General features: G+C 41.4%; 24 protein-coding genes. 8 read left to right on the top strand and 16 right to left on the bottom strand.

Annotated features, from left to right (window positions below; translation table 11 throughout):
• Positions 1–163: 163 nt before the first annotated feature.
• The gene (mscT, locus tag NSQ83_RS07905; RefSeq protein ID WP_003244994.1) at positions 164–967 is read left to right on the top strand and encodes a small-conductance mechanosensitive channel protein MscT; all 804 of its coding nucleotides are present in this window, start codon (positions 164–166) and stop codon (positions 965–967) included.
• Positions 968–1,003: 36 nt separating this feature from the next.
• Here mscT and NSQ83_RS07900 read toward each other — a convergent pair whose 3' ends face one another.
• From NSQ83_RS07900 to fadH, 13 genes are all read right to left on the bottom strand, one after another.
• Positions 1,004–1,249: a YkuS family protein gene (locus NSQ83_RS07900; protein WP_003232382.1), complete on the bottom strand. Its 246-nt coding sequence runs from the start codon at positions 1,247–1,249 to the stop codon at positions 1,004–1,006.
• Between the two features lie 61 nt (positions 1,250–1,310).
• The gene (locus NSQ83_RS07895) at positions 1,311–2,435 is read right to left on the bottom strand and encodes an N-acetyldiaminopimelate deacetylase (protein ID WP_048655217.1); all 1,125 of its coding nucleotides are present in this window, start codon (positions 2,433–2,435) and stop codon (positions 1,311–1,313) included.
• 69 nt (positions 2,436–2,504) lie between these two features.
• Positions 2,505–3,215 carry a 2,3,4,5-tetrahydropyridine-2,6-dicarboxylate N-acetyltransferase gene (gene dapD / locus NSQ83_RS07890; RefSeq protein ID WP_003218680.1) on the bottom strand — a complete coding sequence of 237 codons (711 nt, stop codon included), beginning with the start codon at positions 3,213–3,215 and terminating at the stop codon, positions 2,505–2,507.
• A gap of 104 nt (positions 3,216–3,319) precedes the next feature.
• Complete coding sequence (locus NSQ83_RS07885; RefSeq protein WP_032721472.1) at positions 3,320–3,775, bottom strand: flavodoxin; 456 nt, start codon at positions 3,773–3,775, stop codon at positions 3,320–3,322.
• 15 nt (positions 3,776–3,790) lie between these two features.
• Positions 3,791–4,684 carry a hypothetical protein gene (locus NSQ83_RS07880; protein WP_077670689.1) on the bottom strand — a complete coding sequence of 298 codons (894 nt, stop codon included), beginning with the start codon at positions 4,682–4,684 and terminating at the stop codon, positions 3,791–3,793.
• Positions 4,674–5,150, bottom strand: coding sequence for a flavodoxin (locus NSQ83_RS07875; RefSeq protein WP_198878749.1), 477 nt, complete (start codon positions 5,148–5,150; stop codon positions 4,674–4,676). Before NSQ83_RS07875 ends, NSQ83_RS07880 begins: the two co-directional genes overlap by 11 nt.
• Before the next feature lie 110 nt (positions 5,151–5,260).
• On the bottom strand, positions 5,261–6,142 hold the full coding sequence (gene ccpC / locus NSQ83_RS07870; protein WP_003232387.1) for a transcriptional regulator CcpC: 882 nt from the start codon (positions 6,140–6,142) through the stop codon (positions 5,261–5,263).
• Between the two features lie 147 nt (positions 6,143–6,289).
• On the bottom strand, positions 6,290–6,733 hold the full coding sequence (gene cbpB / locus NSQ83_RS07865) for a cyclic-di-AMP-binding protein CbpB (RefSeq protein ID WP_003218674.1): 444 nt from the start codon (positions 6,731–6,733) through the stop codon (positions 6,290–6,292).
• A gap of 137 nt (positions 6,734–6,870) precedes the next feature.
• Positions 6,871–7,068 (bottom strand): AbrB antirepressor AbbA, encoded by a 198-nt coding sequence (gene abbA, locus NSQ83_RS07860; RefSeq protein ID WP_010886502.1) that lies wholly within the window; start codon positions 7,066–7,068, stop codon positions 6,871–6,873.
• Between the two features lie 133 nt (positions 7,069–7,201).
• Complete coding sequence (locus NSQ83_RS07855; RefSeq protein ID WP_003232389.1) at positions 7,202–7,720, bottom strand: ribonuclease H-like YkuK family protein; 519 nt, start codon at positions 7,718–7,720, stop codon at positions 7,202–7,204.
• 109 nt (positions 7,721–7,829) lie between these two features.
• Positions 7,830–8,069, bottom strand: a complete 240-nt coding sequence (locus NSQ83_RS07850) for a DUF1797 family protein (protein WP_003218671.1) — start codon at positions 8,067–8,069, stop codon at positions 7,830–7,832.
• Between the two features lie 615 nt (positions 8,070–8,684).
• On the bottom strand, positions 8,685–9,908 hold the full coding sequence (locus NSQ83_RS07845) for an EAL-associated domain-containing protein (protein ID WP_198878748.1): 1,224 nt from the start codon (positions 9,906–9,908) through the stop codon (positions 8,685–8,687).
• A 63-nt stretch (positions 9,909–9,971) separates the two neighbouring features.
• Positions 9,972–10,736 (bottom strand): 2,4-dienoyl-CoA reductase, encoded by a 765-nt coding sequence (fadH, locus tag NSQ83_RS07840; RefSeq protein ID WP_003232398.1) that lies wholly within the window; start codon positions 10,734–10,736, stop codon positions 9,972–9,974.
• A gap of 142 nt (positions 10,737–10,878) precedes the next feature.
• Here fadH and NSQ83_RS07835 point away from each other — a divergent pair, with 142 nt between their 5' ends.
• The 4 genes from NSQ83_RS07835 (at position 10,879) to NSQ83_RS07820 (ending at position 14,248) form a co-directional block, all read left to right on the top strand.
• A complete protein-coding gene (locus NSQ83_RS07835) occupies positions 10,879–11,739 on the top strand; it encodes a metallophosphoesterase (protein ID WP_003232400.1) in 861 nt (286 codons plus the stop codon).
• Positions 11,740–11,795: 56 nt separating this feature from the next.
• Positions 11,796–12,290: a L,D-transpeptidase family protein gene (locus tag NSQ83_RS07830; protein WP_072174092.1), complete on the top strand. Its 495-nt coding sequence runs from the start codon at positions 11,796–11,798 to the stop codon at positions 12,288–12,290.
• A 75-nt stretch (positions 12,291–12,365) separates the two neighbouring features.
• Entirely contained in the window at positions 12,366–13,658 is a 1,293-nt protein-coding gene (locus NSQ83_RS07825; protein ID WP_015252195.1) for an MFS transporter, read from the top strand.
• 125 nt (positions 13,659–13,783) lie between these two features.
• Positions 13,784–14,248 carry a YkyB family protein gene (locus NSQ83_RS07820; RefSeq protein ID WP_003232406.1) on the top strand — a complete coding sequence of 155 codons (465 nt, stop codon included), beginning with the start codon at positions 13,784–13,786 and terminating at the stop codon, positions 14,246–14,248.
• Between the two features lie 43 nt (positions 14,249–14,291).
• Here NSQ83_RS07820 and cheV read toward each other — a convergent pair whose 3' ends face one another.
• Complete coding sequence (cheV, locus tag NSQ83_RS07815; RefSeq protein ID WP_009967126.1) at positions 14,292–15,203, bottom strand: chemotaxis protein CheV; 912 nt, start codon at positions 15,201–15,203, stop codon at positions 14,292–14,294.
• Positions 15,204–15,406: 203 nt separating this feature from the next.
• On the opposite strand from cheV, the gene NSQ83_RS07810 reads away from it, so the two are divergent.
• Both NSQ83_RS07810 and NSQ83_RS07805 read left to right on the top strand, forming a co-directional pair.
• Positions 15,407–15,568 (top strand): hypothetical protein, encoded by a 162-nt coding sequence (locus tag NSQ83_RS07810; RefSeq protein ID WP_003245246.1) that lies wholly within the window; start codon positions 15,407–15,409, stop codon positions 15,566–15,568.
• Between the two features lie 201 nt (positions 15,569–15,769).
• Positions 15,770–16,951, top strand: coding sequence for an aminotransferase A (locus NSQ83_RS07805; RefSeq protein ID WP_014479654.1), 1,182 nt, complete (start codon positions 15,770–15,772; stop codon positions 16,949–16,951).
• A gap of 10 nt (positions 16,952–16,961) precedes the next feature.
• Here the strand turns inward: NSQ83_RS07805 and kinA are convergent, their stop codons facing one another.
• A complete protein-coding gene (kinA, locus tag NSQ83_RS07800) occupies positions 16,962–18,782 on the bottom strand; it encodes a sporulation histidine kinase KinA (RefSeq protein ID WP_198878747.1) in 1,821 nt (606 codons plus the stop codon).
• A gap of 163 nt (positions 18,783–18,945) precedes the next feature.
• Positions 18,946–21,069, bottom strand: coding sequence for a penicillin-binding protein 2 (locus NSQ83_RS07795; RefSeq protein ID WP_198878746.1), 2,124 nt, complete (start codon positions 21,067–21,069; stop codon positions 18,946–18,948).
• A gap of 336 nt (positions 21,070–21,405) precedes the next feature.
• Between NSQ83_RS07795 and NSQ83_RS07790 the strand changes: the two genes are divergently transcribed.
• Complete coding sequence (locus NSQ83_RS07790) at positions 21,406–22,179, top strand: CAP domain-containing protein (protein ID WP_003244693.1); 774 nt, start codon at positions 21,406–21,408, stop codon at positions 22,177–22,179.
• Position 22,180: the final 1 nt, after the last annotated feature.

The raw sequence follows: 22,180 nt of genomic DNA, 5'->3' as shown, positions 1-22,180 counted from the left end.
TTAGTTATATTGCAATGCCATTATATAAAAGCAGATTTCCTGAGTCAATTTTTAACAAATCATGTATGTCTTTGGCTTCGACATTTTTGAATAAAACGTAACATGGTCATGTACAGGGTAACTAGTCTCAATGTGCAGCAATCAATTAGAAAAGGAGCTCAACATGGACTTTATTAAACAATATGATTGGGCGGGACTGATTACAAATGCCGGTGTTCTGCTCATTAAACTCGCCATTATGATATTGCTCTATTTTATCGTTCGATCATTAGGCATGAAAATCATTAAACATCTGTTTGCAAAATTCGAGGAGCAGAATAGCTTGTCTATCGGACGTGCACATACGCTCCGAAGCCTGACTCTTAACATATTTGCTTATACATTGATTTTCATATTTTTCGTCATGGTTCTAGATTTGTTTCATTATGATCCAAGCGCTCTTTTAGCGGGGGCAGGAATCGTCGGCCTGGCTGTCGGATTTGGCGCCCAAGGGCTTGTCAGTGACATCGTGACAGGTTTTTTTATTTTGCTTGAGAAACAATTGGATGTCGGAGACTATATTACCGTTTCCACCTTTGACGGAATTGTCGAGCAGGTTGGCTTAAGAACAACTCAAATCCGCAGCTTTGACGGAACATTGCATTACATCCCCAACAGAAACATCACAAACGTGAGTAATCATTCTCGTGGTACCATGCAGGCTCTTGTTGATATTAAAGTGCCGGCTGAAAGAAACATTGATGAAATGATTCATATTTTACAGCAGGTTTGTGATGAGACGGCAGCGGCTCTTCCACAAATAAAAGAAGGCCCAAATGTCATCGGGATTCAAGAACTGGGGACTTCTGAAATTGTAATCAGGGTCATTGCCAAAACAGAAAATATGGAACAGTGGCGAGTCGAACGAGTGTTGAGAAAGGAAATAAAGAACGCGTTCGACCGCGCTTTCCCTAAAGAAACAGAATAAATAAAAGAACCGAAGCTTTTTGCTTCGGTTTTTATATTACTGAATTCTGCTTTCAACTTCGCTGCAAATTTCTTCAGCCGTCATCCCGGAAGCTGTAATGACAGGTGCTTGTGTTACCGTATCGGCTATCCCTTGCACATTATTATCAAGACCTGTTACGACACAGCAGTCACAGCCTTGAGCATCAGCAGGGCTTTTCATCATTACAACGTCATATCCTTTTTCTTTTAAAGCAGCTTCTACATCTGATAATGATTGTTCAATTCCAATTTTTTTAGCCATTTTTGAACACCTCCGTTTACTAGAGTGCTCATTTTATGGAATTTTATTCTTTCATTTGTACTTAATTGGCATAAACAGAAAAATAACCTGTCATGACATTAACCGCTGTTTCTATCGCATTTTCATCGGGATTCAGCTTAGCATGATGAAGCCCATGTTCAGAATCAGCGCCGAGCCAGAACATGAAGCCGGGATATTTTTTCAGCATGTAGCCAAAATCCTCTCCAGTCATTGCTTCTTTTGCTTCAATTACTGTCGCCAGTTGATGTTCAGCAACAAAAGACATAAATTCTTCTGTTAATCCGCTCGTATTGTAAACTTGGTGATATACAGACGGATATGTCACTTTTCCTTTGCAGCGGAATCCGATTTCGATTCCTTTCACTACATCTTCAATCCGTTCCTTTACTTGTTTCATCGATTCTTCAGAAAGCGTGCGGATCGTGCCTTCCAGGTGGGCCGTTTCTGCAATGATATTTTGTGCCGAGCCTCCGGTAATGGTACCAACTGTAATAACAGCACTGTCTAGCGGATCTGTGTTTCTAGAGATAATCGTTTGCAGCTGGGTGACAAGTGTACTTGCTGCTACAACCATATCCTCAGCCAAATGCGGATATGCCGCATGTCCCCCTTTGCCTTCCAGATCGATGACTAGCTCTGATGTATTCGCAAATAGAAGGCCGCTTTTTGTCGCAATGGTGCCTACCGGAAGCTCTGGAGCAATATGAAGCGCAGTGATGAAATCAGGCTGCCACTTTTTTAATACATCGCTCTCAAGCATTGGTTCCGCACCGCCAGGCCCTTCCTCTGCCGGCTGAAACAGAAAAAGCAAATCATGTTTGACTGGGTGGTGAACAAAATGATCAATAATGCCGAGTGCAATCGTCATATGCAAATCGTGACCGCAGGCGTGCATGTTGCCGTGATGCTCTGATGCGAATGGAAGACCAGTTTGCTCTTCTATAGAAAGCGCATCGATATCGGCTCTGTACGCCAGCATTTTTTCCGGCGCCGTCCCGTTCACTTTTACAAAAAGCCCTGTTCGCCATTTCTCAATTTCAATTCTGTCTTGCGGATATTGTTCCAAGACATTTAATAAATACTGCTGGGTTTTGAACTCCTGAAATCCAAGCTCCGGTATACGATGCAGATCTCTGCGAATTGCGATGAGCTCCTCTATCTTCATTTCTATTCCTCCTGCCTATACGAATAAGGCGTGGATATATTATCCACGCCTTTTTTATCAAACTTTTCCTTACAGCTGGCGTAATTCCTGCTTGATTTCAGTTTTGCCTTTTGTTTTTTCATCAATGTCTTTGATTTTTTTAGCTGGTGTGCCTGCAACGACAGTGTATGGCTCAACGTCGTTTACCACGATCGCTCCCGCAGCAACAACAGCTCCTTTACCTACTGTTACACCTTCAAGCACAACAGCATTTGCGCCGATTACGACGTCGTCTTCAATCACAACCGGTTTAGCGGATGGCGGCTCAATAACGCCCGCAAGTACAGAACCCGCGCCGATATGGCAGTTTTTTCCGACAGTAGCTCGTCCGCCAAGCACAACGTTCATATCAATCATTGTGCCTTCGCCGATGACTGAACCGATATTAATAGAAGCACCCATCATGATGACTGCGTTATCACCGATTTCAACTTGGTCGCGGATAATCGCGCCCGGCTCGATACGCGCTTTGATGTTTTTAAGATCAAGCATTGGGATCGCAGAATTGCGGCGGTCATTTTCAACCACATAGTCTTCGATTTTGCTTTGGTTTTCTTCGATTGCTGTTTGGATTTCGCTCCACTCACCGAAAACGACACCAGTGTTTCCGTTGATAAAAGCTTTCGCAGATTCGCCGAAATTGATTCCTTCCAGCTCACCTTTCACGTAAACCTTTACAGGTGTTGATTTTGTACTATTTTGAATAAATGAAATAATTTCATTTGCGTCCATCATTTTCATATGTATAGTCCTCCTCCTGATTTTCTACCTCATTACTGTATCAAAGGAAAGATACAAAGACAAGAAAAAAAGGAACAGCCGTTTTAGCAGTTCCCAGTGAGTGATCAGACAGCGCACCCGCTTTTCTTTGCGAATTGTCTCCCAAAGTTTATTAATTCTTCCTCTTCTTCACCTTCTGGATTATTTTCGATTTTTACCGAAGGCAGCACAATGTCTCCACCGCGTTCTTTTATTTTTGCCTCTAGCGTATCAACCGCTCCGCAGAAAAATTCATATGCTGTATCACCGGAACCGAATACAGCGCATGTTTTGCCGGAAAAATCAATCTCATCCATGTCTTCAGCCAGATCTAAAAATTCATCAGGCAGATCTCCGTCTCCCCACGTATAGGTTCCCATTATGATATGGTCATAATCGGTAAACAGCTGGGCATCATCAATATCCATTGCTTCGAAACGGTCTACTTCTGCTTCCGCCTCCTGAAGCCCCTTTTCAATCAAATCTGCCATAGCTTCAGTGTTGCCTGACATTGTTGCATAAACGAGCAAAATCTTCGCCAATTCCTTGTTCCTCCTCTAATGAATCATTGCTGAAACTTCGTACGGCTGGACAAATTTACATTCATACAAGCCTGCGCAAAAGAAATTCTCTTTCTGATTGGCCACTCTCCATCCATGTCCCTTAATGGTATCGAACCATTTTAACGACCGGGCTTCGAGATCAGCCTGGTAAATTCTCGAAAAACCGTTTTCATCTTGTGTTGTAGTGACATATATAATGCCATCATCCTCTGAAAGATCAAGAAATGACTCTTCTTTTCTGATCATACTGGATTGAATGATAAATTCTTCACCATTCAAAAGATTCCGTACAGTGACAGCACCGTGCTTTCCTTTCACAGAACCCATCGCCGCCACCAGCCAATGTTCATTGAACACGAGCATGGATGCCGTCATCCGGTTTTTTTCTTTTTTGACAACTTGGACAGTGTCACGCTTAATGTCGTAAGCCCAAATACCGCCAAAATATTCGTGTATTTGCGTGCCGATAAAAAGATTGCCCCCGTGAAGGCATAGCGACCGGATAACAGGGGGATTATGAAATTCGGCAAAAGGTTTGACTACGCGCCATGAGACACCAAAATCATCCGATACATAAATACAATGCTTACCGTGGGCGCAGACAAACCCGTTGTTTCTGCCGGTAATCGCCCACACTGTTGCATTTGTCGGAAAGCTCGACATCGTCCAGGTTTTCCCTTCATCAGCCGAACGAATGACTGTTCCCTTTTCACCAACGCCAAATAAGTAAGGCCCTATGTAGCTGATACAGTGTATCTTACTTTTCAAACGAAAAAGCTTTCTCCAGCCCTGCTCCAAAGAATAATGAAAAATGCCTTCTCCTTGTACCGCCACAAAATATCCAGAAAACGCCGATGCCGTAACAGCAGTTGCTCCTTTATGAAACATGGCTTTTTTCCTTGTTCATATAATCTGCCCATGCAAGAAAACCTCTCGCAAACGCTCGGCAGCTTTCCACATCTTCATCTGTTTCAGGCCCTAATTCAATTTTTAGTGTTTCCTGGTAAACAGCAGCTCCCGCCTCTTGCAGCATGGCATTGAACAAATTCACCGCTTCGCAAAACTTTGGATAAGAATAATCGCCAGACCCGAAGCAGGCTGTTTTTAAACCATTAAGCTGAAGCTGTTTGGCCTCTTCGAAAAAATCCTCCGCTTCGTAGGGCAAATCGCCGTCCCCCCATGTATAGGTGCCAATCAGTACATAATCATAGGAGGTTAAACAAGACACATCCACATCATCTATCTCGACACAATCGATATCCAACTCATATTCCTGAAGCGTATCTTTTATTATGAAGGCAATGTCTTCTGTATTTCCTGACATGCTGGCATATGTAATCAAGGCTTTAGCCATGTTATCACCCCATTAATTGATAATGATTTTCAATATCATATGTATCACTTTAAATGATAATGATTTTCATTGTCAACAGATAAATAAAAAAAGACAGCACCTCGCTGTCTTTAAAATGGATTTTCTTGATCCAGCATATCCTTTATCACTTGTACAAAAGCTTGGACTTGTTTCAGTTCAAAGGCAGGCTCATAGCCTAATAACCATGTATCCCGACCGATCGGATGCCCTTTCATGTCTAAAAGAGGCATTTTATTCACTTTATCTTCATTTTGAAGGGTAACAGACGGCAAAATGGCATACCCGATTCCGTGCAGCGCCATCTGTTTGCACGTTTCAATCTGATCAACCAATATCGTCTGTTTCGGTGACGTTTTAAATTTTTGATGCCACCAGTGCTGAATTTCCTGAAAATAAGTGCTGTCACTTTTAAACTGGATAAACGGCCGTTCTGTATGGGCAATATCTTCGATGCAGGAAATTTCAGTATCCACTAAATACAGATGATCTGTCATTAAGTAATCTTTGCGCCCCTTCCACTCAGGGTTGCCTCTTATAATGCCGATATGAACCTGATCCTCATACAAGCTTTTCAGCATTTCGCTGCTCCACCCGGTTATGAGCGAGATCTTTGCATTCGGATACTTTTCCACATACGTCTTCAGGACTTTAGGGAGCCAATGCTGACCGATTATGGAGGCGACGGCAAGCTTCAATGTGCCGTGAATTTCACCTTCAAGCTCGTCAATATTTTCTCTTATTCTTTCCTGCTCTAATGTCACATCATTCGCAAACTGAATGATTTTCTCACCGGCGGGCGTTACCGTTAATCCTTTTTGAGATCTTAAAAAGATTTTTGTTCCCCACGCCTTTTCAATGGTTTGTAAGCGCTGAGATAAAGCCGGCTGAGATACAAAAAGCCGTTCTGCCGCCTTTCTCATATTTAATTCCTCAGCTAAAACTACGAGCATATGAAGCTCTTGAAGCTGCATGTCGTCCTCCTTTTTGTTATCAATAAGTTTTTCTTATCTCCCATTCTAATAAAATCTTAGTTTCTTATTCAAGCCCTATTCTCGTTTAAATTATGTATGCGCTTTCTTTTTTCACTCTGCCTATATAATAAAAATAGGCCGTACAGCCTACTTATTCAATGAGCGTATATGCTTATTCAATTCCTTTAAAACGACTCTTCTCGTAAAAATCCCTTCAAATACCTGCTCGTCATTTTCAACACAGACAAATCCGTTATTAATGACCATGCCGAATCCCTTCATAATCGGATCATTGATATGAAGGCGCGGAATGTCGGTCAGCATGACTTCCTCAACAGTGATTTGGTCAAGCTTTTCAAACTCAATTCGCTCAAGTCCAAAAATACTGTTCATGATCATATTTGTCCCGATTAAGCCATGTAAACGGTAGGAAGGATCCAGAACCGGGATGGCTGTGTATCCGGTTTTTGTCAATACTAATAATGCATGCTCAAGGTTATTTCCGACTTGCACGTGCGCTACTTTGTCCGCCTCAATCATAAATTGTCCGACTGTTGCCTCAAGAAGTTGATCTGATTGTAAGCTTATCATGTTTTCGACCCCTTTTCATTTTCATCATCAATACATTCCCTATATTGCAATAATATAAACTTTATCAGTATTTGTCGAAAAGTTTCCTTTCAATAAAAAAGATACTCTTTGTGGAGTATCAATTATAGGGTGTCCCATTAATTTTCAAATCGAAATCGGTCGTATAGCGTTACAAGTTTTTTGTAGGTGGTTCCGTCAACGTTTTTGGTCCCTGTCTCTATATCGTTGATCTCACTGCTTAATAGCTCGATGGCATACTCATGGTTGATCAGGATATTCAGCAGAAGTTTTTGTTCTTCTTCTGTAAATCGTTCACCGATAAGACTCATTCGCAATCAGGCCCCCTGTTTTATACTGAATACCTCTGAAAGCAAGACAACTTACTTTCAGCTCTACCGCTAGAATAAGTAATCAGATAACAAACGTCAACCGCATAATTCGACATTTACCTTGGCTTTTTCAGCCAAATTATTTTGTGAAACGATTTGCATAGCTGAAGGCAGTGTATGAATCCGGCTTTATTTTGGCCTCAATCCCCATGGAGGTAATACGTCCAGTCATTTCTTGGATCAGATCTTTTGTAAGCCCTTTTTTCCCAATATCCAAGTGAACTTCAAAGGTAAGATCCGCCCCCTCACCGGTAAAGGGCAGGAGCAGATCGGTAATATCCATTAAGTGTCCATCAAGAATATGAGCGGCCGTTTCTTGGCTGTACGCCGTTTCTAACGAAATCTTCTCCCGAAGGCTATGTATGGGTCTGTCGACTGTATGATTTTTCAAGCAGCCCCAAGCTCCCTTGCCTGTACGATGCAAATGCAATGCGGTAATAAACTTTGTGTAATCGCGGTAAACCTGTGAATCGGTTCCGATCGATAACACATAAGAAGAACGGGGGTCCTTTTGAACAAAGGCTTTAAGCCGTTCCATCACATCTTGAAAGGTCATCTGTGCTTCTGAAAGATTATAAAACAGAAAAGAATCAGCCATCACGACACTCCTTTTCAAGGATTTACAACCATGAAACAAGTATGTTCCTTACCGTTTATTTCGATTACTTTTGCAAAGGCGGAAGCTTGTTCCCCCTATTTCAGGAATCTTACTGAAGAAGTTCAAAGATTTCGATGGAAACCATGTCGATATTATCAAACGGATATGTGTTAGGTTTTTCACCCTTTTGGAAAACCGTCAGTTCAAACGTTTGATTTTTTTCGAAATATTTAACACTGCATATTTTCTCACCATTCACTTCGAAATAACGCTGCATTGGCTCGTTAGCCGCTTCCGCTGTTTCTTGCAGACTTTGCAGCCGTGTGATGATACCCATTAATTGTGACATTCTAAAAAAAGACTCCTTTCAAAAAGCAACTTCAAATCAACAAGTATTTATTATAATACAAGTTCTATTGAGCATCATACCATAAAGTCGGACAGGATGGCATTTTCACTGCTGAATTTAAGCAAAGAAAAAAAGTGAAAAAAACGATTTTTCTTTAGTTTGAGGCTTTTTTTGAATGTCATGCACACAATTATAATTTTTTTCGAATCTTTGGCAGCATTAAGAATGCCTTTTTGCAACTTTGTCAAAACCTTCTTTTGAATTTTATGGTGAAGTCCCGCGTGGCCATAATCAATGGGAGTCATGCTGGATAGAGGTAAACAACGGAACTGAACACCCGTGCAGCAGTGTCAGGGGTGTTCGGCACTCAATGTTTCTCCCCGTGTTAAACGTTTACCACTAGTTAGGTTTATTGTTTCATTGGATTGTCCTATGCTTTGACAAATAAAAAACTTGGCGGGGGTAGCGCCAAGTTTTTTCGGATCTTGATCTGATAGAGGGGTTGGGGAACAGAGAGTAGCTTCTCTCTATAATTAAATGATAATGATTCTCAGTATCAATGTCAATCGTTTTTTGATATTTTTTTCAATTCATAAAAAAACGGCCTTTCAGCCGTTAAATCAGTCCGTCCTGCTCATATAAATAAGAATAAGGCAAGTCTATAAATAAATACATCTGATCATCCATCGGATATGAAAACGTTCTGATCATTTCACCTGTTTCCAAATCACTGTACAGATCACTGAAAAAACCTTTTCTGAGATTTCTCATTCTCATAATGTTCTCCAGAAAATAAGGGCGCCAGCTCCAGTTCTTTTCCGCATATTCCGGCTGATAAATCCATTCTCCATCTTGCTTAAACACATTTCCCGTCAGCTGATCGCCTTCTTCATCACACATGTAAATCCTGAAGCTGCAATCTGTCAGCTCTTCCGCCAGCTTTTTAATAAAGTCATCATCAGAAGACAGATTGTTTTTTCTCAAAGAGGTCACAGCCTGATGCACTCGTTTGTAAAACTGTTCAGAGTGCTCATAGACGGTCTCCAGTTTCTTTTTCTCATGTGTGATAAATTGGTGAAATTCAGTTTTAAGTCTTTGTTTCAATACATCTCTCTCTAGAAACGTTTCAGATGGAGACACCAAGTAATAGCCCTGAAAATAACGGCCTCCGTTTCTCCAGGCGTACTGAAGCTGGAAGTTCGCCTCAATGTCTTCATACAATAGCGCCGCACCGATTTTTCTTGCTAATAAAGATATGCTGTACAGCACATGCTCATATGACGGTGACGGCTGTGACACTTTCAGCGCCTGCAAATCGATTTTTAACAGATCTGGTGAGAGCAGCGCGATTCTGTCCAAGTTGCTGCTTTCTTTTCCGATGTTGTCAACTGCGATTTTAATTCCGTATGTACGATAGTATGCAAGCATATGGTAGAGCTGCTCAATATCCCCTTCAAAATTGTGCTCTGTAATTTCAAGAACAAAACGGTGGAGTTCGATTCCCTTCGCTTCATATTCTTTCAGAAGCTCCAGAAAGCTTTCACCATGATCCAGCATCAGCAGATTGGCATCCTGATTCATAAAAATCAGCAGATCAGAATCCGACTCTAAAAAGCGGTCAAGAGCCTGGCGGATAATTCTGTTATCAATCTCTAATTTATATTCTTCGGGTATCCCCGCATCTAAAAAGAAGGGCCCGAGACTTTGGATTTCTGAATCTGCCAAAATTCGTCCAAGCACCTCATATCCGACAACCTTCTGCTCCTCGGCACTAAAAATCGCCTGGTAATATGGAAGGACATCATCAATGTTCGTTAAAATATCAAGTGGATCCAACATGTTATCACCTGCTTCTCTATCTTTGTCTGATTATACCACATTGAATCCAAAGATTAATATTCTTTAAAACGGATAAGGATTCAGCCATTGCCCCCCGTCCATTGTGATACAATCCCCGTTTATATAGGATGCTTCATCAGAAAGCAAAAACGCTGCCAAAGCGGCGATTTCCTCCGGTGTGCCCAATCGGCCGAGCGGCACACTGTTCATCGTGCGGGCCATCGCTTTTTCCGATTCAAATAGCTTCTCCGCACCGCCTGTTCGTTCAATCGGTCCGGGGGCTATCGCGTTTGTGCGAATTCCGTATTTGCTCCCCCATTCAACGGCCAGCGTTCTTGTCAATGACAATACCCCCGCTTTGGCTGCAGCGGAATGAACGACCCCCGCTCCCGCTCCCCAAGCGTACGTGGCTGCCATATTTAAAATGACACCCTGCTGCTTCTGGTCAATCCAATGCCTTGCCGCTGCTTGGCTGCAAAAAAATGTGCCGTTTAAAACAATCTCAATAACGGCTTTCCATCCATTGGGCGTCAGCTTTTCTGCCGGACAAATAAAGTTTCCGGCCGCGTTGTTAATCAGCGCGTCAAGCCGGCCAAAGGCTTTTACCGCTTCTTTAATCATGTCTGAAGCGGCGGAATCGGAACGGACATCCATTTGAAAACAAGCGACCTGTCCCTCAAAGGTCTGAATTTCTTTTTTTGTTTCCTCAAGTGCCTCATGGTTCCTCCCTGTCACCATAACGTGCCACCCTAATTCAGCCTGTTTTTTTGCCATCGCTTTTCCCATGCCGCTTGACCCGCCGGTAATAATTACCGCCTTTTTTTCCATGTTTATCCCTCCAATTGTGAATGAGTATTCATTCAATAATATTCTATCATTATATCCCTGCCTCTGTCAGCACATGCTCATATGAGATTTTTATCAGATACAGATGATATAATAGAAAAACTCTATTAAAGGTTGGTTTGAAATGAAAAAGATGTCCAGAAGACAATTTCTAAAAGGAATGTTCGGCGCTCTTGCTGCCGGGGCTTTAACGGCCGGCGGGGGATATGGCTATGCCAGGTATCTCGAGCCGCATATGATCGAGACAACCGAACACACAATAAAAAGCTCTCTCATCCCGCACGGATTTGACGGTTTTAAAATCGTGCAGTTCAGCGATGCACACTTGAGTGATTACTTTACTCTCGAAGATTTAAAAACTGTCATTCTTACCATTAATGAATCTAAACCTGATCTCATTGTTTTTACAGGTGATATTATCGATAATCCTGATACGTACCAGCACCACCAGGCAGTCATTCCATTATTGAGAAAGCTTAATGCTCCCTTCGGCAAGCTTTGTATTTACGGCAATCATGATCACGGAGGCTATGGAACTGCCGTTTACAAAAGCCTGATGACGGCCGGAGGTTTCACGGTATATCGCAATGGCTATCAAACATTGTCACTCGCAGATGGCAGCAAAATCGAGATTGCTTCGCTTGATGACTTAATGCTGGGAAACCCAGATTATGAAGGCACCCTTTCAAGGCTGAGCGACAGACTTTTTTCCATTCTTCTCGTCCATGAACCTGATGCGGCCTTGAAAACAACAGATTATCCCGTGAACCTTCAGCTTTCCGGCCATACACACGGCGGCCAGATTCAGCTGCCTTTTTACGGACCGATTATTACGCCTCCATATGGAAAAGTCTACACAGAGGGAATGTATCAAACGGGCAGCACTCATATTTACGTAAACCGAGGCCTCGGGATGACCAGGCTGCCTTTGCGGTTTCTGGCCAAGCCTGAAATCACTGTCTTCACCTTAAAAAGTACAAATTAATGTAGCAGGATGGGCTCCTCATCAATACTTATAAGTAAAAAAGGAGGATGAGGAAACTGCTTACGTACCAGGTGAAGCAAGGTGATACACTGAACAGCATCGCGGCTGATTTCAGAATCAGCACGGCTGCATTACTCCAGGCTAATCCGTCACTGCAGGCAGGGCTCACCGCGGGACAGTCCATAGTCATCCCCGGACTGCCGGACCCTTATACAATTCCGTATCATATCGCAGTCTCAATCGGAGCGAAGACCCTTACGCTGTTCCTAAATAATCGGGTAATGAAAACCTATCCCATCGCCGTTGGTAAAATACTAACGCAAACGCCTACTGGCGAGTTTTACATTATTAACCGTCAGCGCAATCCCGGCGGCCCATTTGGCGCTTATTGGCTGAGCCTTTCAAAGCAGCACTACGGAATACATGGGACGAATAATCCCGCTTCGATTGGTAAGGCTGTTTCTAAAGGCTGCATTCGCATGCATAACAAAGACGTGATCGAACTTGCTTCAATTGTGCCAAACGGAACAAGAGTCACGATTAACCGGTAATGTTTTCTTATTTGTTTCAAAAACAGGCGGTTTATAATATGATAAAGTGGGACCTTTAGGGTAAGGAGCGTTTTTATGGATATATTTAAAAATCGTAATTTTGTTCGTCTATTTTTCGCAGCACTCGCTTCTCAAATGGGCACGACAGTAGGCAACATGGCCTTTGCTTTTTTTTTGCTGGACCGTTTCAGCAGCCAGCCTTCATATACGACCTTGGCGGAGCTGATGTATTCTCTTCCTACCATATTTGTATTTCTGATCGTGGGAGTCGTCGCGGACCGGTTTGACAGAAAAAAGGTGGCAGAAAATTGTGATTGGATCAGAGCAGGCCTGACTGTCGTGCTTTTTTTCACTTTATTTACCGGCAATATTCCTCTTGTTTTTTGCATCTTATTTATCAGAAGCGCTGTAACAAAGTTTTTCTTTCCGGCAGAAAACAGTTTGGTACAAGCCATTCTGCCGAAGGAGCACTATGCGAAAGCGGCAGGGCTTAATCAGATGCTTTTTAGCATTTTTATGGTGTTTGGAGTCGGTATAGGCGCGTTTATGTACAACACAATCGGTATTGAAGGCGCCATTATTCTTGATTTTGTCAGCTTTATCATTTCCGGGCTGCTGATCCGCAGCTGCCGGATTCCAAAAGAAGCCCGACAGCCAAACGGTGCATTCAGCTGGAGAAAGACTTCTGTTAAGGATTCAATAAATGACTTTAGAGAAGGCATTCTCTATATTTTAAAAAACAAATTGCTGGCATCTCTTATTTTCGGCTTCTTCATTTTTGGATTTGTCAACGGAGGATTCGCCGTATTGCCGATGTTTACAATGAAATATGGATTGGCGCCTGACCGTTATGAGTGGCATACGTCTGTATTTACGATCGCACTCGGGTTTGGGCTGCTGGCAGGCAGCGTAATCGGCACGATCATCTCTAAAAAAGTGAAGCCGCACTTTTTAATGTCGATACCGATTTTCATTGCAGGTTTGCTGATCTTCGTCCTCGGCTACACCAATATTTTATGGGTGTATTACGCGGCAGCTTTTGCACTGGGAATGTGCATCGGACCGATCAACATTGCAATCGGAGGCTGGATGCCCAAAATTGTTCATCCAAAACTGATGGGACGTGTAAGCGGCATGCAGGACCCTTTTATGATGTTTGCACAGTCTTTGACACTCGGCTTAGTTGCGCTGTTATTCCCTAAGTTCGTTTCAAACATTGATTATCTTTATTACGGCATGGGTGTTATCATCCTGATCGTTTTTATTTTTTATTTTATTGCACTGCCAAAATACAGTGCCCAGGCTGTGGAAGTGAATGTTCAGGAAGCATTTCAAGAACAGCCGAAAAAGAAGGCAAGATCTGTATAATGCAGGTTAAAAATGCGCTTTTTTTCTTAGAAAAAAGCGCATTTTTACATTCAATATTTGCATTTCAACTTTAAAAAAGTATAATCTAAACATATAGAAATTGATAAGAGCAAAGGAGAGAAATAATGGACGACCATGCATATACGAAAGATCTGCAGCCAACCGTAGAAAATCTTTCAAAAGCAGTTTACACTGTGAACCGCCATGCAAAAACCGCCCCCAACCCTAAATACCTATATCTGCTGAAAAAACGGGCTTTGCAAAAGCTTGTCAAAGAAGGTAAAGGAAAGAAAATAGGGCTTCATTTTTCAAAAAATCCAAGGTTCAGCCAACAGCAATCGGACGTGCTTATCTCAATCGGAGACTACTATTTTCACATGCCTCCAACTAAAGAAGACTTCGAACATCTTCCGCATTTAGGTACACTTAATCAATCGTACCGAAATCCTAAAGCTCAAATGTCTTTAACAAAAGCGAAACACCTATTGCAAGAATATGTCGGCATGAAAGAAAAGCCGCTAGTGCCAAATCGCCAGCAGCCAGCTTACCATAAACCGGTCTTTAAAAAACTTGGCGAGAGTTACTTTTAAAATAAAAACAGCCGTGCCTCTTTCTGGCAACGGCTGTTTTTATTTATTCAATAACATACGTATCCACTTTTTTAATCAAATCACTGATCTCAGGCTTGCTGATTTGCTCATCTGCGCCTACAACTTCGCCGCGGTGACGCAGATCATCCGTAATTAACGATGAGAAAATCATAACCGGCACATCTGAGCTTTTCGGATTTTCCTTCAGCAGCTTTGTGAGCCTGTGTCCGTCCATTTTTGGCATTTCAATATCAGTGATGATCATATCAATCTGTTTTGATAAATCAGTTTCGTTTTCAGCAAGGTTCATAATGTATTCATATGCCTCTTTTCCATTTTCAAACGAAGCGATATTGTTGTACCCTGCTTCTTTTAATTCATCCTGCAAGAGGCGCATCAAAAGCGGTGAGTCCTCTACAATGATAAGCTTTTTATCAGTTCTTCTTTCATCGAAGCCCTCGGTATGCATATTATACGTGTCAACACCTGAATCTGATTCAATGTCATAAATAATTTTTTCATAGTCAGGCAAAAAGATCATCAGGTCTTCGAGCTTAATAATACCGGTAAGGTGCCGCTCCATTCCTTGATTTAACGATGTCGGCTTTTCAATCGCTTCCCAGGATACTCTGTGAATTTGAGAAACAGAGCCGACATGAAAAACAATTTTCCGTTTATTAAATTCAGTCACGATATATTTCTCATCTTTTGATCCTTCAGGCTCTACTCCAAAAAATGAGAAGAGACTGATCACAGGGAGGATTTCTCCTCTGAGTTTAATCATTCCTTCTACATGCTGATGGGAGTGAGGCACTGATGTCACCTCGACAGGCTGAATAATTTCTCTTACCTTCATGACGTTAATTCCGAAAGCATTTTCACCCACGCCAAACTTCACAATTTCTAATTCATTTGTACCAGAATCCAATAAAATTTCGTATTGTTGTAACGACAATTCAATCCCTCGCTATTCGCATTCAGTATTGTACTGTATATATCGGCGTAATTTGTAAAAAGTGAATGGCAGCTCTTCAAAATCGAATTCCGAAGGCAACAAGCCGCGTTCCTCAAAAAAGAAACTTTTTTCCTAATAACCATTGACTTTCCAACTAACAGTGATAAAATAGTCAAGGATTTTTCCAAAGAAGGGTGTAAATAATGGGTACCTTAGTAATATTTAAAGAAAACGAAATGACTGTTTTAGAGGATATCAGTGAAGAAACTTACCTGAATATGAAGAAAGAATCAGCTGACCTTCAAGAAGAGCATCCTCCGTATCTGATTTGGCACGAAGACCTTCATTTTGATTATGGCTATTAATGAAATTGGCACATATAAACAATAATAGAACATGATACAATAAAGACAATCAAATCGCTGGTTGTCTTCTTTTTTTCTGAAAAGAAAGGTATGTTTAGAAAAAAGGCGCATACAATCGAAATATATCAGTTAAAAAGGTGACAAATGATCAGCTAGTGGTAAAATAGGATAAACTCATTATATTTGTTAAGGTGATGAATTATGGAACATTTGCTGAATCCGAAAGCAAGAGAGATCGAAATTTCAGGAATACGCAAATTCTCGAATCTTGTAGCCCAACACGAAGACGTCATTTCACTTACAATCGGCCAGCCTGATTTTTTCACACCGCATCATGTGAAAGCTGCCGCAAAAAAAGCCATTGATGAAAACGTGACGTCATATACTCCGAATGCCGGCTACCTGGAGCTGAGACAAGCTGTGCAGCTTTATATGAAGAAAAAAGCGGATTTCAACTATGATGCTGAATCTGAAATTATCATCACAACAGGCGCAAGCCAAGCCATTGATGCTGCATTCCGGACGATTTTATCTCCCGGTGATGAAGTCATTATGCCAGGGCCTATTTATCCGGGCTATGAACCTATTATCAATTTGTGCGGGGCCAAGCCTGTCATTGTTGATACTACATCACACGGCTTTAAGCTTACCGCCCGGCTGATTGAAGATGCTCTGACACCCAACACCAAGTGTGTCGTGCTTCCTTATCCGTCAAACCCTACCGGCGTGACTTTATCTGAAGAAGAACTGAAAAGCATCGCAGCCCTTTTAAAAGGCAGAAATGTCTTCGTATTGTCCGATGAAATATACAGTGAATTAACATATGACAGACCGCATTACTCCATCGCAAACCATTTGCGGGATCAAACAATTGTCATTAACGGCTTGTCAAAATCACACAGCATGACCGGTTGGAGAATTGGATTTTTATTTGCACCGAAAGACATTGCAAAGCACATTTTAAAGGTTCATCAATACAATGTGTCGTGCGCCTCATCCATTTCTCAAAAAGCCGCGCTTGAAGCTGTCACAAACGGCTTTGACGATGCACTAATTATGAGAGAACAATACAAAAAACGTCTCGACTATGTTTATGACCGTCTTGTTTCCATGGGACTTGACGTAGTTAAACCGTCCGGTGCGTTTTATATCTTCCCTTCTATTAAATCATTTGGAATGACTTCATTTGATTTTAGTATGGCTCTTTTGGAAGACGCTGGTGTGGCACTCGTGCCGGGCAGCTCGTTCTCAACATATGGTGAAGGATATGTAAGGCTGTCTTTTGCATGCTCAATGGACACGCTGAGAGAAGGCCTGGACCGTTTAGAATTATTTGTATTAAAAAAACGTGAAGCAATGCAGACGATAAACAACGGCGTTTAAGCCGTTGTTTTTATTTTTTTGGAAATGAAATTTTAAACGCTGTGCCTTTTTCAGGATGGCTGTCCACATGTATGACTCCCTGGTGGTTTTCAATGATATTAAATGTCACCATTAATCCAAGCCCCGTACCTTTTTCTTTTGTTGTTAAAAATGGTTCTCCAATCCGGTTTAGTACCTTTTCAGGTATACCTTCCCCTTCGTCTTTGACAGTAACATGAACAGAATGCTCATCTTCGGTTATGATAATGTCTACTGTTCCCCCATCAGGCATTGATTCAACTGCATTTTTGATTAAATTAATGAATACCTGCTTTAATTGGTTTTGATCCCCGTTTATATAAATGCTGTCTTTTTCATAACTTGTTCTGATAAAAATGCCATTTAAATTCGCCTGCGTTTCTAACAGGGCTGAAACCTCACCAATTAATTTTTTCAAGTTCAAATATTCTTTGACAGCATTTTGCTGAGGTTTCGCCAGCATGAGCAGTTCACTGAGTATTAATTCAATACGGCTGAGTTCAGAAAACACAATATCAAAGTAATGTTCGTTGCCTTCCATTGTCGGTTTCATCAGCTGTAAAAATCCTTTGATCGCTGTAAGAGGGTTGCGGATCTCATGGGCGATTCCCGCCGCGAGCTGCCCTGCGATTGATAATTTTTCCGATTTCAGCATCAATTCTTCTGTTTGTTTTCTCTCTGAAATGTCCCGAAGAATGACCTGGACGGCCGCTTCACCAAAAAAGGTCGTCGGAATGCAGACCATCTCCGTATAAATGACCCTGTTCTGAAAGGTGAACCAGGATTGCTTGACAATTTCAGATTCTGTTTTTTGCTCGGCGATGTTTTGGATTCTCTCTTTTACATCCTCGTGATCGCAAGGATGCAGCTGATCGTATATGTTTTTGCCAATTAAGTCCTCATAAGTAGCCGCTTCAAACAGGGAAATTCCCGATTCATTCATAAACACCCATTTTCCATTGTGAATCACCGCAATGGTATCAATGGAATTTTGAATCAGCAGCTGATATCGTTCACGGCTTTTTTGCAGGATGGTTTGGAATTTTTTCCTTGAAGAGATATCGATCAGCAGCAGCAGCTCAGCCTGCTGGTTTTTGTAGACGGTCGGGGATGCTTTCACTTCTAAATGAACAGGTGTGCCATCAAGCCTTTTCCACGTCTGTTCAATCATTCCGACTTCCATTCCTTTTTGCATTCGTATAATCCTGTTTTTCACGATATCATGATATTCTTCTTCAATAAATTCATAGGACCATTTACCAATAATAGCATCCTTGCTTTTTGCTCCCAGCATTGAAAGCATCGCGCTGTTTACATAGACGATCTTGCCTTTGACACTGATGCATAGCGGACTCGGGAGATTTTCAACCAACCGTTCATAATCATCCGTTATATATGTAGTCGATTCCGGGCTTGCAGGTTCGATTTCATGTTTTTCGCAGTTTAGGGATTGATGGCCTGTTTCTTCTTCAAGAACCTTCATTTTCAAAATGATTTCCCGTTCTGTCCGCTCAGCTCTTGTCGTAACAATTTCTACCGCAGCCTCCACCCACACAATCGTATGATCTTTTTTAATAAAACGAAAGGTGCACGGCATCAGATGATGTTCATTATAAAAATAGCTTTCAACCAAAAATTGGTCTTCCTCATGCAGAAACGTTTTGAGGAATGATCCGATCATCTCTCCTTGGAGATAGCCCAAATGCAGTTTGGAGTTGGCAGATATATAAATGATGCGTCCATTAGAGGCCAAGACTGCATGAATATCGGTTTTTGTTTGAAGTGGTTTAACATGCTGCGTTTCCTGTTCCACAGAATCCCTCCTTTGCATGATCATCGTGTTTCGACATATACAGATTGACTTTTACCTAGTATGATTCGCTAGAAAATGAGTATTCTCCTTCTATTCTTATGGTGAACGTCAATTTTTGAATAAAAGAAAGGGCACACAATCTTTTAGTTGTGCACCCTGTTTTTTATTTTTTACTGTGTTTTTTTTCGAGCTCTGCGTAGGCATGTATGGCTCTTTTGGCGATTAACTTATTGATCGGATCGTGATCGTTTGCTACTGAAGGTACAACCACACTAAATGCAACTTTTGGATTTTTCGATGGGTAATAGCCGACAAATGTTAGATTGTACGTGCTTTTTCCCCACCAATTACGATTTGTTCCGTAATAAAATGTTTGAGCAGTTCCTGTTTTTCCGGAAACATCCTCTGCAAATGTATTTCTAGCTGTTCCCGAAGTGGTAACTAGCTTCATTCCAGTCTTCACCTGCTGAATGTCACTTTCTGAGTTGTTAATTTTGTTGAGAATGTTTGGCTTTCTTTGTTCAATGGTCTTCCCAAGGCCTTCTTTTTTGCTGGGCTCATGAACACTTGTAACAATTCTTGGCTGAATGCGGTAGCCCCCATTGGCAATTGATGAGATGTACTGTGCCATTTGAAGCGGTGTATATGTATCGTATTGTCCAATGGCCAAGTCTAAAATTAACCCCCCTACCGCATCAGGTGTAGTTTGCATACCGGCTGATTCCTGCGGAAGATCAATACCTGTCTTTACTCCCAGGCCAAATTGGCTGTAGTAATTTCTCATTTTGTTTAAATCCTTCTGGTCAGCAGGAAGAGGTCCATACGGCTTGTATGTGACACCGGCAATGTGCATGGCAACATTAAACATATATACGTTTGAACTTTTTTGCAGAGCGGTTAATTCATTGATGGTTCCCATGTTCATGTAGGATTTCTTCGGTTTGTTACCGTATCCTGCTAAATAAAGAGGTGTATCGACAAAATATTTATAATGCGGAATTCCGTCCTGATAGCCGGCTAGCACGGTGGCCCCCTTTACTGCTGATCCCATTTCATATTGGGTGGTAAATGCCCCTATCGCATAATCTTCAATTTTGTTGGTTTTTAAATCTATCTTTTTCCCTGCCATTGATAAAATATCGCCGTTATTCGGGTCCATCATTACGGCAAAGGCTCTGTCAAGCATGTAATTTCCGCGTGCACGGCTGTTTCTTACTTCTTCTTCAATGATCTTTTCTACCTTTGCCTGAAGCTCCATGTCAAAAGAAAGCTGAAGATCGTATCCCCTGCTGCCCTTATCAATGGTTTTTTGGCTGACGACATTTCCTTTATTATCTTCTACGTATTCCACTTTTTCTTTATGCGAATTTAAATATTCTTCATATTGATACTCTAAATAACTTTTTCCCACCCTGTCATTATTCGCATAGCCTCTTGTTAAGTAGAAATCTTTCCGGTCGCTCAGCAGGCCCTGATCAGGTGTCGTGACGCCCCCGAAAACAGAATAAAGGGTTTTGTCATAAGGATATTTTCGTGTCCAATCGTTTACGATATCGATTCCCGGAAGTTCTTCTAAATGCTCAGAAACAATGGAAATTTCATCATATGTTAAGTCATTTTTTGGTCTTTGCGAGGAGTTTTTCTTCTCATCAAGCAGCGCTCCGTTTTTTCCATAGCTATTGCTCTTATTTGGATTCATTGCCTTTACGATTTGAGGTTCGTAAGCATTTCCGCTTGAAAACCTTGTATATATCGCAGCAGTTTCCATTTCTTCGTCATCTTGCTGAATAGCCTTTAATTCTTGATCCGGAACACGCTCTATTTGAAGCTTGTAAGCTTGGTCTCCTTTCAGATTGCTTTCTGATTCCTTAAGCAGAGCGGCGGCTTTTTTCGGATGAGCTGCGATCCAGTAATCACGAAGATCCCTTTCCTTCAAAAATTCGGTATCAATATGAATGAAAGAAGCAAGCCGCTTCGCTGTTTTGATTTTATCTTCTGTTTTTGTGCTAGATGTTGATACATACACAATTTCTGGAACGCTCTGGTTGTCGACAGCAACTTTCTGGTTTCTGTCGTACATCTTCCCGCGAGGCGCAGGATAGTAAGCTGTTTTTGCATTTGATTTCTCAGCGTCTTCTTCATGCTGTTCGCCTTCAACAATTTGAACAACCCCGAGCTTAAAAATTAATGCAGTGAATAGAACAAAGACAGCTAGGAAAAAAAGGTTCATTCTGATTGCTCTGTTTCCTTTGCTCTTTTTCTTTGGTTCACGTCCTATTTCAGTCACTTCTGGTTACCCCTCTCAAATCATTCAATATATTTACATATACTGAGATTAATTGTAACACCTTTGTAATAGTTGTTACAGCGAAAAGGAGTAAAAAAAGCTGTCAATATAAAAACACATTAAAATATAACTAACGGTTCAAAAAAAAGGAAGCTATGTAACGGTACGATAAAATCATATATACCGCTGATTCCCTTATTCTTAGTGATTCAACGGATTTACTTTACGAAAATGACAATCTCTATTTGTCAAAGGAAAGTGCTGGAATCTTTATGACAAAAAAGCTATGTTATGATTTTTCTGTAGAAACAAACAACTCTAGGAGGTTACGAACTAATGAAGAAAGCATTTATTTTATCTGCTGCCGCTGCGGTTGGATTATTCACATTCGGGGGCGTACAGCAAGCATCAGCGAAAGAACTCTCCTGCCAGCCTGTGGTTACAGTAAAAACGGGGAACACAGTACAAAACATGTCACTTAACGATGCAGTGAAAAAACTGCATATTAACACAAATATCAAAACGTTAAACGCTGCAAACGAAAAAGAGATGAAGCAGCTTCTTCAAAAACATGCGAAGCAATCTAACGTGAAAGTTCAGGATGTTCAAAAGACAGAAACGGCAAAACCTGCACAAAAGACTACTGAAAAAGCAGCTGCTGATCAAAACACTGCTTCTAAAGCACCCGCAACTGCTGAAAAAACAAATACAACAACGTCTGCACCTTCATCTGTAAGTGCATATGAGAAAAAAGTTGTTGAACTTACAAATGCAGAAAGACAAAAACAAGGCTTAAAACCGCTTCAAATTGATGAAACGTTAAGCAAATCTGCACGCGCAAAATCTCAGGATATGAAAGACAAAAACTACTTTGATCACCAAAGCCCAACATACGGCTCACCGTTTGATATGATGAAATCTTTCGGAATCAGCTACAAAACAGCAGGTGAAAACATTGCGAAGGGCCAAAAGACACCAGAAGAAGTAGTAAAAGCTTGGATGAACAGTGAAGGACACAGAAAAAACATTCTAAACCCTAACTTTACTCACATCGGTGTTGGTTACGTTGAGTCTGGAAGCATCTGGACACAACAATTCATCGGAAAATAAT

This window comes from Bacillus sp. PS217 (assembly GCF_037963535.1).
Classification (GTDB): domain Bacteria; phylum Bacillota; class Bacilli; order Bacillales; family Bacillaceae; genus Bacillus; species Bacillus subtilis.
This window is presented reverse-complemented; position numbering and strand designations above follow the sequence as displayed.

Bases quoted from the DNA above. Each gene is read 5' to 3' on its own strand.
- mscT (WP_003244994.1), top strand. From the start codon at position 164: ATGGACTTTATTAAACAATATGATTGGGCGGGACTGATTACAAATGCC.
- NSQ83_RS07900 (WP_003232382.1), bottom strand. From the start codon at position 1,249: ATGGCTAAAAAAATTGGAATTGAACAATCATTATCAGATGTAGAAGCT.
- NSQ83_RS07895 (WP_048655217.1), bottom strand. From the start codon at position 2,435: ATGAAGATAGAGGAGCTCATCGCAATTCGCAGAGATCTGCATCGTATA.
- dapD (WP_003218680.1), bottom strand. From the start codon at position 3,215: ATGAAAATGATGGACGCAAATGAAATTATTTCATTTATTCAAAATAGT.
- NSQ83_RS07880 (WP_077670689.1), bottom strand. From the start codon at position 4,684: ATGTTTCATAAAGGAGCAACTGCTGTTACGGCATCGGCGTTTTCTGGA.
- NSQ83_RS07875 (WP_198878749.1), bottom strand. From the start codon at position 5,150: ATGGCTAAAGCCTTGATTACATATGCCAGCATGTCAGGAAATACAGAA.
- ccpC (WP_003232387.1), bottom strand. From the start codon at position 6,142: ATGCAGCTTCAAGAGCTTCATATGCTCGTAGTTTTAGCTGAGGAATTA.
- cbpB (WP_003218674.1), bottom strand. From the start codon at position 6,733: ATGATAAGCTTACAATCAGATCAACTTCTTGAGGCAACAGTCGGACAA.
- NSQ83_RS07855 (WP_003232389.1), bottom strand. From the start codon at position 7,720: ATGGCTGATTCTTTTCTGTTTTATAATCTTTCAGAAGCACAGATGACC.
- NSQ83_RS07850 (WP_003218671.1), bottom strand. From the start codon at position 8,069: ATGTCACAATTAATGGGTATCATCACACGGCTGCAAAGTCTGCAAGAA.
- NSQ83_RS07845 (WP_198878748.1), bottom strand. From the start codon at position 9,908: ATGTTGGATCCACTTGATATTTTAACGAACATTGATGATGTCCTTCCA.
- fadH (WP_003232398.1), bottom strand. From the start codon at position 10,736: ATGGAAAAAAAGGCGGTAATTATTACCGGCGGGTCAAGCGGCATGGGA.
- NSQ83_RS07835 (WP_003232400.1), top strand. From the start codon at position 10,879: ATGAAAAAGATGTCCAGAAGACAATTTCTAAAAGGAATGTTCGGCGCT.
- NSQ83_RS07825 (WP_015252195.1), top strand. From the start codon at position 12,366: ATGGATATATTTAAAAATCGTAATTTTGTTCGTCTATTTTTCGCAGCA.
- NSQ83_RS07820 (WP_003232406.1), top strand. From the start codon at position 13,784: ATGGACGACCATGCATATACGAAAGATCTGCAGCCAACCGTAGAAAAT.
- NSQ83_RS07810 (WP_003245246.1), top strand. From the start codon at position 15,407: ATGGGTACCTTAGTAATATTTAAAGAAAACGAAATGACTGTTTTAGAG.
- NSQ83_RS07805 (WP_014479654.1), top strand. From the start codon at position 15,770: ATGGAACATTTGCTGAATCCGAAAGCAAGAGAGATCGAAATTTCAGGA.
- NSQ83_RS07790 (WP_003244693.1), top strand. From the start codon at position 21,406: ATGAAGAAAGCATTTATTTTATCTGCTGCCGCTGCGGTTGGATTATTC.